General features: G+C 56.5%; 16 protein-coding genes. 4 read left to right on the top strand and 12 right to left on the bottom strand.

Translation table 11 applies throughout. The features are described from left to right. Nucleotides 1–257 (top strand): hypothetical protein (locus ACJBF3_RS21030; RefSeq protein ID WP_406545247.1); only part of this gene is annotated, 257 nt, incomplete at its 5' end. Nucleotides 258–327: 70 nt separating this feature from the next. Here the strand turns inward: ACJBF3_RS21030 and hemG are convergent. From hemG to pepQ, 4 genes are read right to left on the bottom strand one after another with little or no spacing between them, the layout of a single operon-like run. Next, nucleotides 328–873: a menaquinone-dependent protoporphyrinogen IX dehydrogenase gene (hemG, locus tag ACJBF3_RS21025; RefSeq protein WP_045330210.1), complete on the bottom strand. Its 546-nt coding sequence runs from the start codon at nt 871–873 to the stop codon at nt 328–330. 10 nt (nt 874–883) lie between these two features. Then, nucleotides 884–2,335, bottom strand: coding sequence for a Trk system potassium transporter TrkH (trkH, locus tag ACJBF3_RS21020; RefSeq protein ID WP_045330212.1), 1,452 nt, complete (start codon nt 2,333–2,335; stop codon nt 884–886). 40 nt (nt 2,336–2,375) lie between these two features. Continuing rightward, a complete protein-coding gene (locus tag ACJBF3_RS21015) occupies nt 2,376–2,990 on the bottom strand; it encodes an IMPACT family protein (protein WP_045330214.1) in 615 nt (204 codons plus the stop codon). After that, the gene (pepQ, locus tag ACJBF3_RS21010) at nt 2,990–4,321 is read right to left on the bottom strand and encodes a Xaa-Pro dipeptidase (RefSeq protein WP_047716467.1); all 1,332 of its coding nucleotides are present in this window, start codon (nt 4,319–4,321) and stop codon (nt 2,990–2,992) included. The genes ACJBF3_RS21015 and pepQ overlap by 1 nt, the downstream gene beginning before the upstream one ends. A gap of 188 nt (nt 4,322–4,509) precedes the next feature. On the opposite strand from pepQ, the gene fadB reads away from it, so the two are divergent. After that, on the top strand, nt 4,510–6,699 hold the full coding sequence (fadB, locus tag ACJBF3_RS21005; RefSeq protein WP_045330217.1) for a fatty acid oxidation complex subunit alpha FadB: 2,190 nt from the start codon (nt 4,510–4,512) through the stop codon (nt 6,697–6,699). Nucleotides 6,700–6,708: 9 nt separating this feature from the next. Further along, on the top strand, nt 6,709–7,872 hold the full coding sequence (fadA, locus tag ACJBF3_RS21000) for an acetyl-CoA C-acyltransferase FadA (protein WP_008501515.1): 1,164 nt from the start codon (nt 6,709–6,711) through the stop codon (nt 7,870–7,872). Between the two features lie 161 nt (nt 7,873–8,033). Here fadA and fre read toward each other — a convergent pair whose 3' ends face one another. Next, nucleotides 8,034–8,735 carry an NAD(P)H-flavin reductase gene (gene fre / locus ACJBF3_RS20995; RefSeq protein WP_045330220.1) on the bottom strand — a complete coding sequence of 234 codons (702 nt, stop codon included), beginning with the start codon at nt 8,733–8,735 and terminating at the stop codon, nt 8,034–8,036. A 42-nt stretch (nt 8,736–8,777) separates the two neighbouring features. Continuing rightward, complete coding sequence (ubiD, locus tag ACJBF3_RS20990; RefSeq protein WP_161799249.1) at nt 8,778–10,268, bottom strand: 4-hydroxy-3-polyprenylbenzoate decarboxylase; 1,491 nt, start codon at nt 10,266–10,268, stop codon at nt 8,778–8,780. Between the two features lie 173 nt (nt 10,269–10,441). Between ubiD and rfaH the strand changes: the two genes are divergently transcribed. Then, nucleotides 10,442–10,933: a transcription/translation regulatory transformer protein RfaH gene (rfaH, locus tag ACJBF3_RS20985; protein ID WP_032644774.1), complete on the top strand. Its 492-nt coding sequence runs from the start codon at nt 10,442–10,444 to the stop codon at nt 10,931–10,933. Here rfaH and tatD read toward each other — a convergent pair. The 6 genes from tatD to ubiJ form a co-directional block, all read right to left on the bottom strand. Next, entirely contained in the window at nt 10,930–11,712 is a 783-nt protein-coding gene (tatD, locus tag ACJBF3_RS20980) for a 3'-5' ssDNA/RNA exonuclease TatD (protein ID WP_406545246.1), read from the bottom strand. The genes rfaH and tatD overlap by 4 nt on opposite strands. Nucleotides 11,713–11,753: 41 nt before the next feature. Next, nucleotides 11,754–12,524, bottom strand: a complete 771-nt coding sequence (gene tatC, locus ACJBF3_RS20975; RefSeq protein WP_045330224.1) for a Sec-independent protein translocase subunit TatC — start codon at nt 12,522–12,524, stop codon at nt 11,754–11,756. Between the two features lie 2 nt (nt 12,525–12,526). Beyond that, on the bottom strand, nt 12,527–13,069 hold the full coding sequence (tatB, locus tag ACJBF3_RS20970; RefSeq protein WP_047716465.1) for a Sec-independent protein translocase protein TatB: 543 nt from the start codon (nt 13,067–13,069) through the stop codon (nt 12,527–12,529). Nucleotides 13,070–13,072: 3 nt separating this feature from the next. Further along, the gene (gene tatA, locus ACJBF3_RS20965) at nt 13,073–13,327 is read right to left on the bottom strand and encodes a Sec-independent protein translocase subunit TatA (RefSeq protein ID WP_024908000.1); all 255 of its coding nucleotides are present in this window, start codon (nt 13,325–13,327) and stop codon (nt 13,073–13,075) included. Nucleotides 13,328–13,403: 76 nt separating this feature from the next. Further along, nucleotides 13,404–15,044 carry a ubiquinone biosynthesis regulatory protein kinase UbiB gene (gene ubiB / locus ACJBF3_RS20960; RefSeq protein WP_045330231.1) on the bottom strand — a complete coding sequence of 547 codons (1,641 nt, stop codon included), beginning with the start codon at nt 15,042–15,044 and terminating at the stop codon, nt 13,404–13,406. Further along, nucleotides 15,041–15,646: a ubiquinone biosynthesis protein UbiJ gene (gene ubiJ, locus ACJBF3_RS20955; protein ID WP_045330234.1), complete on the bottom strand. Its 606-nt coding sequence runs from the start codon at nt 15,644–15,646 to the stop codon at nt 15,041–15,043. Before ubiJ ends, ubiB begins: the two co-directional genes overlap by 4 nt. Nucleotides 15,647–15,649 lie beyond the last annotated feature (3 nt).

Genomic DNA, 15,649 nt, shown 5'->3' with positions numbered 1-15,649 from the left:
GTAATGAATTACGCATGTTCACTCAGAGACTTGGTATTCATTTTTCGTCTTGCGACGTTAAGAATCCATGTCACTTTGAGTGCCCACACAGATTGTCTGATAAATTGTTAAAGAGCAGTGCCGCTTCGCTTTTCGCAGCGGCGCGGGGTGTGCATATTACGCTTTCCCGCTTCAGAGTCAAGCGTTTATTTTCGCTTTTCTCTGCTGACCCGGCGGCGTGTGTGCCGTTGTTCCGTGTCAGTGGAGGCGCATTATAGGGAGTTATTCTGACGTGACAAGCACAAAATACAAAAAACTTTTCGTTCGCTCACTTTTCAAACTTAACGCTTATTTATGTCGCGAATCGCCCGTTAAATGTGCGATTTCCCGCGCAAAACTGGCCACCTGCGACCAGTCGGTATAAACCACTTCTTTACGCGTGTCGGTTTCTCCCCCCGTCATCTTCATAATGAGGCGGATCATAAAGCGGTCATACCAGCGGTAACGAGGGTAACGCAGCGCGCCAGCAAAGACGGCGCACAGATCCGGCTGCCACGGCGAGCTGAGTAAAAACTTGCGCGTGTAGCTGTTGGTCTGCGGCGTGCGCTTCTCGGCTTTACGCGCGACGAGATTGACCGAGTAGAACGCGCCGGGCAATGCGTTGAGCTTCGCCGTGTGCTTTTTCACAAAGCGATCCAGCGCCGGGTGGAAATGCCCGTAGCGAATAGATGCGCCAATCACCACGCGATCGTAATCCTGCCAGGCAATCTGCTCCGCACGGTTCAGGTTTACCACATCCGAATAGATCCCCAGCTCTTTAAGTTCAGATGCCAGGTAAGCGGCAATCTCGCGCGTTTGCCCGTCTCGCGTGGAGAAAAGAATCAGTGTTTTCATCAACGGCTCCTTACTCGCGCCAGAATGTAGGGGTGAACAGCACCAGCAGCGTAAAGACCTCAAGGCGGCCAAACAGCATATTGGCGATGAGGATCCATTTCGCGACCGGGTTCATACTGGCAAAGTTATCCGCCACCACGCCCAGGCCAGGCCCGAGGTTATTCAATGTTGCGACCACGGACGCAAAGGCGGAGAAATCATCGACTCCCGTCGCGATAATCGCCAGCATACTGACGAGAAAGACCAGCGCATAGGCTGAGAAGAAACCCCATACCGCTTCGAGGATACGTTCCGGCAGCGCGCGGTTCCCCAGCTTAATGCTGTAGACCGCGTTCGGGTGGACCAGGCGCTTCAGCTCTCGGTTTCCCTGCTTAAACAGCAGCAAAATACGAATGACCTTCAGGCCCCCGCCCGTCGACCCCGCACAGCCCCCGATAAACGCAGAGCATAAAAGCAGCACCGGCAGGAACAGCGGCCAGCGCGCGATACTGTCCGTGGTAAACCCGGCGGTCGTCGCCATCGACACCACCTGGAAGAAGGCCTGGTTTAGCGTCGTCAGCGCGGAGTTATAGACATCATGGAACCACAGCACCAGGGTACAGATGACAACCAGCGTCAGCTGGACGCCAATGAACATGCGGAACTCTGGGTCGCGCCAGTACACCTTCAGGCTGCGCCCGCTCAGTAAAGAGAAGTGCAGGCCGTAGTTACAGCCGGAGATCAGCAGGAAAATGGCAATAATCGTGTTAATGGTTGGGCTATCGAAGTAGCCGACGCTGGCATCGTGAGTGGAGAACCCACCAATCGCAATCGTCGCGAAGCTGTGTCCGATAGCGTCGAAAGCGGGCATCCCGGCGAACCACAGCGCCAGCGCACAGGCCACCGTCAGTAAGACATAGATAAGCCACAGGGTTTTCGCCGTCTCGGCAATACGCGGCCGCATCTTGTTGTCCTTCAGCGGCCCGGGCATTTCAGCGCGATACAGCTGCATGCCGCCCACGCCCAGAATAGGCAGGATGGCCACTGCAAGGACGATGATCCCCATCCCCCCGAACCACTGCAGCATCTGGCGATAAAAGAGAATGGCGTGCGGGAGCGAATCCAGCCCCACCAGCGTCGTCGCACCGGTCGTCGTTAAGCCGGAGAATGATTCAAAAAAGGCATCCGTGATGCTCAGGTTAGGCTGTTCCGCGAAGATAAACGGCAGCGAACCCACGCTCCCCAGCACCGTCCAGAACAGAACCACAATCAGAAATCCTTCGCGAGATTTCAGCTCACCTTTCTGACGACGATTCGGCCACCACAGCAGGGAGCCAATCGCCAGCGCGACAAAGAAGGTCTGGGTAAATGCCCGCCCCGCGCCGTCCCGGTAGATAAGCGCCACCAGTCCAGGGAGAATCATCGTCCCGGAAAAAAGTATGACCAGCAGTCCAACGATTCGGGTTATGGCACGAAAATGCATCTCTGCCGCTTCCTTTGGTATTCAAAAAGTGAGGTGGGGATTATTCTTCAATCGGCAGCAATTGCAACGAACCACGACTAAAATCAGCCAGTTTTGCTGAAAAAGCAGCCAGTTCCGCCTGTGGAAGCGCCACGCGTAATTGCACCATCGCCTGATATTCACTGTGTGCGATGACACCGTTAAACTGCCTCAGCAGCGCCTCGATGCCGGCCAACTGGGCGTAATCGCATAATAAAGTATATTCGGTAAGCGGCGTTTTGCGGGCAGTGACCAGCATATTAAGCGCCTGCTGCACGCCCCCGCCATAGGCTTTAACCAGCCCACCGGTCCCTAACAAAATGCCGCCGTAGTAGCGCACCACCACGGCGGTAATTTCGCCCACGCCGCTGCCCATCAGCTGCCAGAGCATGGGCTTACCGGCCGTGCCCGCCGGTTCACCGTCGTCGGAAAATCCAAGCTGTTGCGAATCGTCCGGCGGCCCTGCGACCCACGCCACGCAGTGGTGACGGGCGTCAGGATGCTCAGCCCGGACGGACTCAACGAACGCCTTTGCCGCCTCTACGCCGTCGGTGTGCGCCAGCAGCGTAATAAAGCGGCTTTTCTTGATTTCCTCAACAAAGGTGACCGGTTCAGCCGGTATCAGCCAGCTTTCCATCAGGCCAGCTTCAGGTCTCGCGTCATGTTCTCGATACCGTTCTCGTGAATCACGACGTTATCTTCGATGCGAATACCGCCAAACGGCTTCAGCGCGTCAATCTTTTCCCAGTTGAAATGCTTGCTGAACTGGCCTTCACGCCACGGCGCCAGCAGGGATTCGATGAAGTAGATCCCCGGTTCAATCGTCAGCACCATACGCGGCTCCAGAATACGGGTGCAGCGCAGGTAAGGATATTTAGACGGTGCCGCCAGGTGCGTACCGGTATCATCCTGCATAAAGCCCGCGACGTCGTGAACCTGCAGGCCCAGCGGGTGACCGATACCGTGCGGCATGAATGGCCCGGTCAGATCGTTCTCGACCATCGCCTCTTCGCTCATGTCTTTCACAATCTGATGCTTACGCAGCAGTTTGGCGATGCGCTGATGGAACTGGATGTGGTAATCCACATAGCTGGTTCCCGCCTTCATGGTGCCAATCAGCGCCAGTTGTTCATCGTTCACGTCTTTGATCAGCTGTGCGAAATCGGTATCCGCGTTAGCTGCCCAGGTACGGGTCAGATCGGCCGCGTAGCCGTTGTACTCGGCGCCCGCATCAAGCAGGAAGCTGCGCATCTCAGACGGCACATGGTGATCCAGTTTGGTGTAATGCAGTACGGAAGCATGCTCGTTTAACGCAACAATATTGCTGTACGGCACGTCGGTATCGCGATGGCCGGTGGCGGTCAGGTACGCCTGGTTGATATCGAACTCGCTCATACCTGACTGGAACGCTTCATGCGCCGCACGGTGACCGTTCACCGCGGTCTTTTGCGCTTCACGCATGCAGTAAAGTTCGTAGTCGGTTTTATATGCGCGGTAGTAGTGGAGGAAATCCAGCACCCCTTTCGGGTTCAGCTTGTCTGCCGCAATATCCAGGCCTAATGCACGCTCCGGCACAGGGCCAATATAGGCGATGTTGCCACGCGCAGCAGGCAACTGGCCGCCAATGCCGTCCGCTTTAGGCAGCGCAATCACCTCAATCTCTTCCGTCCAGAAAGTGGTCGGCAGCGGTTCAACGTTGTGCCAGTAATCAACCGGCAGGTAGAACCACAGTTTCGGCTTGTTCACGCCATCCACCAGCAGCCAGCAGTTAGGAACCTGCGTCACCGGCACCCAGGCCTTAAACTGCGGGTTCACCTTAAACGGATAAGCGTGGTCATCCAGAAAGGTATTCATCAGCTCGCCGGAGTGGATCAACAGCGCATCCAGCTTAAAGCGGGCCAGTACATCGCGGGTACGTTCCTGTAGGGTAACGATATGATTTTTATAAAGCGAAGCCAGTGAGTCCATCATTATTCCTTTGTTTTTTGACCTCAAGTCATCGCATCTTAGCACACCTCACTCCACCTGCGTGATTTCCACCGACCGTGATCAATGCAGCATTTTCTTAATGAGTAATTTGCATTTTATTAACATAAATCCCACACTCCGATTCATCTGGTATGACCAGATCCAATTGCTGGATTCAGGAGACTGACATGCTCTACAAAGGCGACACCCTGTACCTCAACTGGCTGGAAGATGGCATTGCCGAACTGGTGTTCGATGCCCCCGGCTCAGTGAACAAGCTCGATACCGCGACGGTGGCCAGTCTTGGCCAGGCGCTCGACGTTCTTGAAAAACAACCTGAATTGAAAGGGCTGCTGCTGCGCTCGAACAAAGCGGCCTTTATTGTCGGTGCTGATATCACCGAGTTCCTTTCGCTTTTCCTGGTTCCGGAAGAACAGCTGAGCCAGTGGCTACACTTTGCCAACAGCGTCTTTAATCGTCTGGAAGACCTGCCTGTTCCAACAATCTCTGCCGTAAACGGCTACGCGCTGGGCGGCGGCTGCGAATGCGTGCTGGCGACCGACTACCGTCTGGCGACGCCGGACCTGCGCATCGGCCTGCCGGAAACCAAGCTGGGCATCATGCCGGGCTTTGGCGGCTCCGTACGTATGCCGCGTATGCTGGGTGCCGACAGCGCGCTGGAAATCATCGCCGCGGGTAAAGATGTCGGCGCAGAACAGGCGCTGAAAATTGGCCTGGTCGACGGCGTTGTCAAACCCGAGAAGCTTGTTGAAGGCGCGCTCGCCATTCTGCGTCAGGCTGTTAACAGCGATCTCGACTGGAAAGCCAAACGCCAGCCGAAGCTGGAGCCGTTAAAACTCAGCAAAATTGAAGCCACCATGAGCTTCACTATCGCTAAAGGCATGGTGATGCAGACGGCGGGTAAACACTATCCGGCCCCCATCACGGCGGTGAAAACCATTGAAGCGGCGGCCCGTCTCGGTCGCGATGAGGCGCTGAAGCTGGAAAACCAGAGCTTTGTCCCGCTGGCGCACACCAACGAAGCCCGCGCGCTGGTCGGTATCTTCCTCAACGATCAGTTCGTGAAAGGGAAAGCCAAACAGCTGACCAAAAACGTTGAGACGCCAAAACATGCGGCGGTACTCGGCGCGGGCATTATGGGTGGCGGCATCGCCTACCAGTCGGCCTGGAAAGGCGTGCCGGTGGTAATGAAAGACATCAGCGAGAAATCCCTGGCGCTGGGCATGACCGAAGCGGCCAAGCTGCTGAATAAACAGCTGGAACGCGGAAAAATTGACGGGCTGAAGCTGGCAGGCGTGATCTCCACCATTCAGCCGGTGCTGGAATACAGCGGTTTCGACCGTGTCGACGTGGTGGTTGAAGCCGTCGTCGAGAACCCGAAAGTCAAAAAAGCGGTGCTGGCGGAAACGGAAGACAAGGTTCGTCCGGATACCGTACTGGCCTCTAACACCTCCACCATTCCAATCAGCGAACTGGCGAGCGTGCTTAAGCGTCCGGAAAACTTCTGCGGGATGCACTTCTTCAACCCGGTACACCGTATGCCGCTGGTCGAAGTGATCCGTGGGGAAAAGACCTCCGACGACACCATCGCGAAAGTGGTGGCATGGGCAAGCAAGATGGGCAAAACGCCGATCGTGGTTAACGACTGCCCGGGCTTCTTCGTCAACCGCGTGCTGTTCCCTTACTTCGCCGGTTTCAGCCAGCTGCTGCGCGACGGCGCGGACTTCCGCAAAATCGACAAAGTGATGGAGAAACAGTTCGGCTGGCCGATGGGTCCGGCGTATCTGCTGGATGTGGTCGGCATTGATACCGCTCATCACGCCCAGGCGGTAATGGCGGCAGGCTTCCCGCAGCGCATGCAGAAAGACTATCGCGACGCGATTGACGCGCTGTTCGAGGCTAACCGCTTCGGTCAGAAAAACGGCCTGGGCTTCTGGCGCTATAAAGAAGACAGCAAAGGCAAACCGAAGAAAGAAGAAGATGCGGTGGTGGATGGCCTGCTGGCCGACGTCAGCCAGCCGAAGCGCGACTTCACCGACGATGAGATCGTCGCCCGCATGATGATTCCGATGATCAACGAAGTGGTGCGTTGCCTCGAAGAGGGCATCATCGCCAGCCCGGCAGAAGCGGATATGGCGCTGGTCTATGGCCTGGGCTTCCCTCCGTTCCACGGCGGCGCGTTCCGCTGGCTGGACACGCTCGGCAGCGCCCGCTATCTCGATATGGCTCAGCAGTATCAGCACCTCAGCCCGCTTTATGAGGTGCCGGAAGGGCTGCGTAACAAAGCGCGCCATAACGAACCCTACTATCCAGCAGTTGAGCCAGCCCGTCCGGTTGGCGAGCTGAAAACGGCTTAAGGAGTCACAATGGAAAAGGTTGTCATTGTTGATGCGATTCGCACCCCGATGGGCCGTTCAAAAGGCGGTGCATTCCGTAACGTGCGTGCGGAAGATCTCTCCGCGCACCTGATGCGTAGCCTGCTGGCGCGTAACCCGGCGCTGGATCCTGCTGCGCTGGACGATATCTACTGGGGCTGCGTGCAGCAGACCCTGGAGCAGGGCTTCAACATCGCCCGTAACGCCTCGCTGCTGGCGGAGATCCCGCATTCGGTTCCGGCCGTCACCGTTAACCGCCTGTGCGGTTCGTCAATGCAGGCGCTGCACGACGCGGCCCGCATGATCATGACCGGCGATGCGCAGGCCTGCCTGGTGGGTGGCGTTGAGCACATGGGCCACGTGCCGATGAGCCACGGGGTCGACTTCCACCCGGGCATGAGCCGTAACGTGGCGAAAGCTGCAGGCATGATGGGTCTGACCGCCGAGATGCTCTCCCGCCTGCACGGCATCAGCCGCGAAATGCAGGATGCCTTTGCCGCGCGCTCTCACGCTCGCGCATGGGCAGCGACGCAGTCTGGTGCCTTTAAGAATGAGATCATCCCGACCGGCGGTCACGACGCAGACGGCGTTCTGAAGCAGTTCAGCTACGACGAAGTCATCCGTCCGGAGACCACCGTAGAAGCGCTTTCTACCCTGCGCCCTGCGTTTGATCCGGTCACCGGTACGGTCACGGCAGGAACCTCGTCGGCGCTGTCCGACGGTGCCGCCGCGATGCTGGTGATGAGCGAAAGCCGCGCCCGCGAGCTGGGGTTAACCCCGCGCGCTCGGGTACGTTCCATGGCGGTCGTGGGCTGCGATCCCTCAATCATGGGTTACGGCCCGGTTCCGGCCTCGAAGCTGGCGCTGAAAAAAGCGGGGTTAACTGCCAGCGACATCGATCTCTTTGAGATGAACGAAGCGTTCGCCGCACAGATCCTGCCATGCATTAAAGATCTGGGACTGATGGAGCAGATCGACGAGAAGATTAACCTCAACGGCGGTGCGATCGCCCTCGGTCACCCGCTGGGCTGCTCAGGGGCGCGTATCAGCACGACGCTGATTAACCTGATGGAACGCAAAGATGCCCAGTTTGGTCTGGCAACGATGTGTATCGGGCTGGGTCAGGGTATCGCGACGGTGTTTGAGAGAGTGTAAGGCTATAACGTAGGCCCGATAAGCATCGCGCCATCGGGCTTTTGCCGGGAGGCGCTGCGCTTTCCCGGCCTACGAGAGGTTCCTCGCCGCCAGTGACGTCATTGGCGAAGAGAGACAGTTTAGTTGCCGTTCTTCCCGCCTGTCAGGGGCGGGTTTTTTATTTAAATGAAGGCAAACGCATCGCCGAACAGGCGATCTTCACGCGCGTCACGTTCGTTACAGAACAGGTCGCGGGCAATTTTCGCCATCTCGAAACGGCCAGCGATATAGATATCGTGTCCTGACAGCGTACCGTGATCCTGCAGCACCGCCGTCAGCACCGTCCCGCTACGACCGCGCCAGCCCTCTTCCGGCTGCTCAACCACCGGCTCAATGCGCAGGTTAGGATGAGTCACGCTCAGCGCTTCCAGCTCAGAGAGATCGTACAGATGTTTCTCCTCGCGGCCACCCCAGTAGATCGTGATATCACGGTCCGGGTTACGCGCCAGAGCGGTCAACAGAATGGAGCGCACGTAAGAGAAGCCCGTACCGCCCGCGATCAGGATCAGCGGACGGTCTTCGTCATCGCGCAGCCACGCGTCACCGTGTGGAATATCCACCACGATCTCACGTTCTTTCAGAATGCGGTCCATGACGGCCATCGCATACAGGTTAAGCTCTGACGCACCAATATGAAGCTCAATAAATTCCTGCTCCGCTGGCGTTGAGGCCATAGAGAAAGGACGCTTATCACGCTCATCCATCACAACCATCAGGTACTGACCCGCGCGGAAAGAGAATGGCGCTTCTGGCACTAAACGGACGCGATATACGGTGTCGGTGATGGCATCTACCGAGGTCACTTTACAGCTTAAGGTTGTCATTCGCTCTCTCTGTCGGGAAGTCTATAGGGCTTAACGGTCAGCTCAGGGTTTACCGTTATTCATTATGGCCAGCTCGTCCCAGATCGCGTCAATTCGCGCGGTCACGGCAGGATCTTTTTTGATCGGGCGACCCCATTCACGGTCGGTTTCGCCAGGCCATTTATTTGTGGCATCCAGTCCCATCTTTGAGCCAAGACCGGAAACCGGCGAGGCAAAATCCAGATAATCTATCGGCGTGTTTTCGACTAACACCGTATCGCGCGCCGGATCCATTCGCGTGGTAATGGCCCAGATGACGTCATTCCAGTCGCGGGCGTTAACGTCATCATCGCAGACAATCACAAATTTGGTATACATAAACTGGCGCAGGAAAGACCATACGCCCATCATTACGCGTTTAGCATGACCGGGATACTGCTTCTTCATCGTGACGACCGCCATGCGATACGAGCATCCCTCAGGCGGCAGATAAAAATCAACAATTTCCGGGAACTGCTTTTGCAGGATCGGCACGAACACTTCGTTCAGCGCCACGCCCAGCACCGCGGGTTCGTCCGGTGGACGCCCGGTATAGGTGGAGTGATAAATCGCATCTTCACGCTGCGTAATGTGCGTCACGGTAAACACCGGGAAATGATCCACTTCGTTATAATAGCCGGTGTGGTCGCCGTAAGGGCCTTCTGGCGCCATCTCACCCTGCTCAAGATAACCTTCCAGCACAATTTCTGCACTTGCCGGAACTTCAAGATCGTTAGAGATACACTTCACCACTTCGGTCTTCGTGCCGCGCAGCAGGCCTGCAAAGGCATATTCCGAAAGCGTATCCGGTACGGGCGTGACGGCCCCCAGAATGGTGGCCGGATCGGCGCCTAAGGCGACAGACACCGGGAAACGTTCACCCGGATGCGCAGCGCACCACTCCTGGAAATCCAGCGCGCCGCCGCGATGCGACAGCCAGCGCATGATGAGTTTATTCTTGCCAATCAGCTGCTGGCGGTAAATGCCGAGGTTTTGACGCTCTTTGTGCGGACCGCGCGTGACGGTGAGCCCCCAGGTAATCAGCGGCGCGGCATCTTCCGGCCAGCACTGCATGATAGGGATTTTGGTGAGATCGACCGCATCACCTTCCAGCACTTTCTGCTGGCACGGCGCGCCGCGCAGGCGTTTGGTGGGCATGTTCAGCACCTGCTTAAACTGCGGCAGTTTGTCGAACAGATCGCGGAAGCCTTTCGGCGGCTCCGGCTCTTTCAGAAACGCCAGCAGCTTACCGACTTCACGCAGCGCCGTGACGTCTTCCTGCCCCATCCCCAGCGCAACACGACGCGGTGTACCAAACAGGTTGCACAGCACCGGCATGGAATAACCTTTCGGGTTTTCAAACAGTAACGCGGGGCCACCGGCACGCAGGGTGCGGTCAGCAATTTCTGTCATCTCAAGATAAGGATCAACAGGAAGTGTAATACGTTTGAGTTCACCCTGCTTTTCCAGCAGCGTCAGGAAGTCGCGGAGATCGTGGTATTTCATGCAGTTAATCATGGCCTCTCTGTAAGCGCTTCATTATACGGCGTAAGCCTGCTTGATGCTGTAATTTTGTTAAATAAGCGTGAACTTATGCGTTCTGTTCCATTTTCCCCCATTATAATCAACTTAGCGATCCCGCCAGGGTTTTGATATGCTTGCGCCCCGAACAAAGGGAAAGAGTGATTATGCAGGCCTGGTATTTACTGTATTGCAAACGCGGGCAACTTCAGCGCGCGCAGGAACATCTTGAACGTCAGTCTGTCAATTGCCTGACGCCCGTGATCACGCTTGAAAAAATGCAGCGCGGGAAGCGCACAACCGTCAGCGAGCCGCTGTTCCCGAACTACCTGTTCGTCGAGTTCGACCCGGAAGTCATCCACACCACCACCATCAGCGCAACCCGTGGCGTCAGCCACTTCGTGCGTTTTGGCGCTCACCCGGCAATGGTTCCGTCGACGGTTATTCATCAGCTGTCGATTTATCAACAGCCTGAGGGGATCACCGACCCCGAAACCCCGTACACAGGTGATAGCGTCGTGATTACCGAAGGCGCGTTCGAAGGCCTGCAGGCGATTTTTGCCGAACCGGACGGGGAAGCGCGCTCTATGCTGTTGCTTAATCTGCTGAACAAGCAGGTGCTGCAGAGCGTGAAAAACACCGACTTCCGCAAGCTTTAAACGCTTATCCCGAACAGATTCCGCACGTTGTCATCCGTCTGCGCGGAAAGCCAGTGCGGATCGTCTCCGCGCCACTTCGCGACGCTCTCTACAATGTGCCCCAGATAAGCGGGTTCATTGCGTCGCGATGCCGGTTTAGGTTTCATATCGCGCGGCAGCAGATAGGGCGCATCCGTTTCAAGGAGCAACCGGTTAGCCGGGATTACCGGCAACAGCGCCCGAAGTTCAAGCCCCCGGCGTTCATCGCAAACCCAGACGGTAATTCCCAGATAGAGCCCACGCTCCAGACATTCCAGCGCTTCCTGCCGTGAACCCGTGAAGCAGTGCAGTACCGCGCCGGGCAGTTTATCGAGCCATGGATCCAGAAGGGCCAGAAAACGCGCATGCGCGTCGCGGCAGTGCATAAACACCGGCATTCCAAGCTCTGCCGCCAGCGCAAGCTGGGCAGTGAATGCCTTCTCCTGCTCTTCAGGCGTGGAAAAGTTACGGTTGAAATCGAGACCGCATTCGCCAATCGCCACCACCTCTGCTGTTTTCGCCAGGCTGTAGAGGGTGTCGCCACTTTCCGCGGTCCACTGGCTGCTGTCGTGAGGATGGACGCCAGCGGTAGACCAACAGCGATCGTAGCGTTGCGCCAGCAGCAGCGCCTGCTCGCTCTCATGCAGGTTGATGCCTGTCAGCAGCAGCCCTTTCACCCCGGCGGCAAATGCGCGCGCAACCACCTCATCGCGATCTTTTGCAAACTGCGAGCTGGTCAGGTTGAGTCCGATATCAAACATGCAAATCCCCATGTAACAACCGCCCTGACGGGCGGCTGGTTTTACTCTTCAGTAGTCTTGTCAGACGTATCGTCTTCGTCATCCGTCCGACGTCCCTTACCCACGTAGAAACGGGAGAAGAAGACCCCGACCTCAAACAGACAGTACATCGGTATGGCCAGCAGCGTCTGGGAGAACACATCCGGTGGTGTCAGCAGCATGCCGACGACGAACGCGCCGACCAGGATATACGGACGCTTCTTGCGCAGGTCATCCGGTGTCGTTACCCCAACCCAACAAAGCAGCACAATGGCCACCGGCACTTCGAATGCCACGCCAAAGGCCATAAACAGCGCCATCACAAAGCTGAGGTAGCTGGCGATATCCGTCGATACCTGGACCCCTTCCGGCGCGGTATGCGTCAGGAAGCCGAAGGCCAGCGGGAAGACAACGAAATAGGCAAACGCCATGCCGATGTAGAACAGCAGCGAGCTGGACACCAGCAGCGGGATCACCAGCTTGCGTTCATGCTTGTACAGCGCTGGCGCGACAAACGCCCACACCTGGTAAAGAATGACCGGAGCAGAAGCAATCAGCGACACCCAGAAGGTGAGCTTGATAGGGGTAAAGAACGGAGAAGCAACGTCTGTTGCAATCATCGTTGCGCCCAGCGGCATCTGTTTGATCAGCGGCGCAGAGACCACCTGATAAATATCGTTGGCGAAGTAGACCAGGCACAGGAATATGAGTAAAACCGCAATAATGCAGTTTAACAGGCGCTTACGCAGCTCAATGAGGTGCGCAATCAGCGGTTGAGTATCATCTACTGCCATGTTTACGCTTTATCACTCGATGAGGGGGATGATTCGGATACGGGCGCAACGGGCTTCACATCCGCCGTTTTTGCCGCCGGCTCTTCCGGCTGCGCCTGTTTTTTCACTTCGGTTTCCTGCGGCGTCTGTTCTGGCGCGGCAGCCTGATGTTCAGCACTGGCTGGCGTGACGCCCTCGCGCTGCGCCTCGCTGCCCTTCACCACTGGGTTATGAATGGTGTTCGCGTCATCGCTCGCTTTTTCAGGATCGTTAACGCTATAGGAGCGCTTCATCGATTCCGCCGCTTCGCGCAGCTCGTCCATTGACGCTTTCAGTTCCGGCGTCAGGTTTTCCATGCTCGCCTTCTCAACCTTTTTCAGGCTTTCCTGAAATTCCTGCAGCTTCAACTCCTGCGCCAGTTCATTCTGAACGGTCGATGCCAGCGATCTCAGCGCACGGACCCAGCCCGCAACGGTTTTCACTGCCACCGGCAGACGCTGCGGTCCCAGCACAATCAGGCCAATCACAAAGACCAGCAGAAGCTCACTAAAACCAATGTCGAACACGACTTACACCTGCTCTTTATCGTGGCGTTTAGCGTCTTCCTTTTTGGCTTCTTCCTGCTTGTCGGCGATGGATTTAGCAGTAAAATCAGCGTCCTGGCTGGTTTTATCCTGCTTGCTCTCATCATCGCTCATCGCTTTCTTGAAGCCTTTGATAGACGCGCCCAGATCGGAACCAATAGAACCGAGCTTTTTGGTGCCAAACAGCAGCACGACGATGACGGCAATGATCAACAATTGCCAGATACTGATACCACCCATACATGTTCCTCAGGGATAGATGATTAATGAGTCAGGCCGCATTATACGTTTGCGACCCGTCGATAGCGACGCACGCTCAGCGCGTTTTTCGCCAGCCGGCAAGCCAGACTACCACCCCGCCAGCCATCAGCCAGGCAGGCATCAGCTGCCAGTCCGGGCGGTTGATCAGCAGCAGCGTACCGCTCAGCAGCAGCGTTGCACCAATCCCAAAGAGATAGCGTGACTGGCCCTGACGAACACGGCTGGACTGAAGTTCGCGGGCGATTTTATCCATACTGTGCTGAAGGTTCTTGCTCTGACGCAAACTGTCATAAACCAGTTCAGGAATCTCAGGCATTTTTTCTATCCAGAACGGGCCTTTCTCTTTCAGAGAGCGCACCAGCGCCGGAATGCCAACCTGATCCTTAATCCAGGATTCAAGGAACGGTTTCGCGGTCTTCCACAAGTCTAACTGAGGATAGAGCTGTCGGCCTACACCTTCAACGTAAAGTAATGTTTTCTGAAGTAAAACTAGCTGCGGCTGAACTTCCATATTAAAGCGGCGAGCGGTATTAAACAGGTTTAACAGCACGTGCCCAAAGGAGATTTCAGCCAGCGGCTTTTCAAAAATCGGTTCACAAACGGTTCGGATGGCGAACTCGAACTCTTCGACGTTGGTGTCCGGCGGCACCCAGCCGGAATCGACGTGCAGCTCGGCCACCTTACGGTAGTCGCGGTTGAAGAACGCGATGAAGTTCTCCGCCAGATAGCGTTTATCTTCTTTGTTCAGCGACCCCACAATCCCGCAGTCGATACCGATATACTTCGGATCCTCAGGGTGTTCGTAGCTCACGAAGATATTGCCCGGATGCATGTCCGCATGGAAAAAGCTGTCGCGGAACACCTGGGTAAAGAAGACCTGTACGCCGCGCTCGGCCAACAGCTTCATGTTCGTACCCTGTTTCTCCAGGGCCGCCACATCCGAAACCGGAATACCGTAGATACGCTCCATCACCATCATGTTCTGGCTGCAGTAGTCAGAATAGACTTCAGGGACATAGAGCATCGGGCTGTTTTCAAAGTTGCGGCGCAGCTGAATGGCGTTGGCCGATTCACGCAGCAGGTTAAGCTCATCAATCAGCGTTTTTTCATATTCCCGCACGACTTCCATTGGACGCAGACGACGCCCGTCCGGCAGCAAACGCGGTACCCAGCGCGCCAGACGATAAATCAGCTTCATGTCCGCTTTGATGATCGGCAGGATGTCCGGACGAATGACCTTAATCACCACTTCTTTGCCGTTTTCTTTCAAACGCGCGGTGTGTACCTGTGCGATAGAGGCCGATGCCAGTGGCTTAATGTCGAAATCGTCAAACCAGGTCTCGACGGGGACATTTCCCATCGCCTCTTCTATTTGCTTTTTCGCGCGCGCGCCGTCAAAGGGTGCGACGCGATCCTGCAGCATCGCAAGCTCGTCGGCAATCAGCGGCGGAAAGAGATCGCGGCGGGTCGACAGCATCTGTCCAAATTTGATCCACACCGGGCCGAGCTCCTGCAGCGCCAGGCGCAGGCGCTCTCCCAGCGGTTGACCTTTATGGCGATTGGGCATCCAGAACAACATCCGCCGCCAGATACGAAGCGGCAGCGTGATACGCATTTTGGGGATAAGCTCGTCGAGCCCGTAGCTCAAAAAGGTGCGAATAATGAAATAGAGGCGCCGAATTTCACCAGGCGTCATTTGCCCTCCAGTTTTTCCAGCCGTTTGGTTAACGCATCAACCGCACGCTCAACAGCAGCGGTTTCTTCCGCAAACCATGCAACCTCCAGTGGCCCGGGCGCCATTCGCCACTCCTCAGTCAGCACTTCCGCCGCATAGCGTTGCTGACGTTGGAGGCTTTTACGCGCAAAGGACGCGCCACCATGAAGGACTTTCCCGATGCCTTCCGCGGCAATGTCGCCGATAAAAGGCGCGAGCAGCTCCGCCGGATCAAACTCCGCCAGATCGCTCAGCGCAACAAAGTTCTGCACGACCTGAATGTCGCCTTCCACTTCCAGCTCACCGCTGCGGATAAGCGCCGTTAGTTGCTGGCGATCGCGCAGTTTTGGCAGCACGCGCATATGGGTGATGACCGAGCAGTCGGCTTCGCCTTCCCACGCCCCCAGAACGTCAAGCTGACGTTCGCTGAAGACCAGCACAAGCGGCATTGAGAACTCTTTTAAAACAATGCGTAATACCTTCCCGTTGAGCCGCTGGCGTGCAGCTTTCAGCGCCGGAGCGCGATACAGAAAAGCGTTCAGTACATTCTCGATGCCTGCGGAGACTAAGGGTTTAAAGGGCACGAG

It is taken from the genome of Enterobacter sp. PP-008-ECC_S150 (assembly GCF_045257065.1).
Taxonomy (GTDB): Bacteria; Pseudomonadota; Gammaproteobacteria; order Enterobacterales; family Enterobacteriaceae; genus Enterobacter; species Enterobacter chengduensis.
The sequence above is the reverse complement of the archived record's forward strand: the minus strand, read 5'-3'. Positions and strand labels throughout refer to the sequence as shown.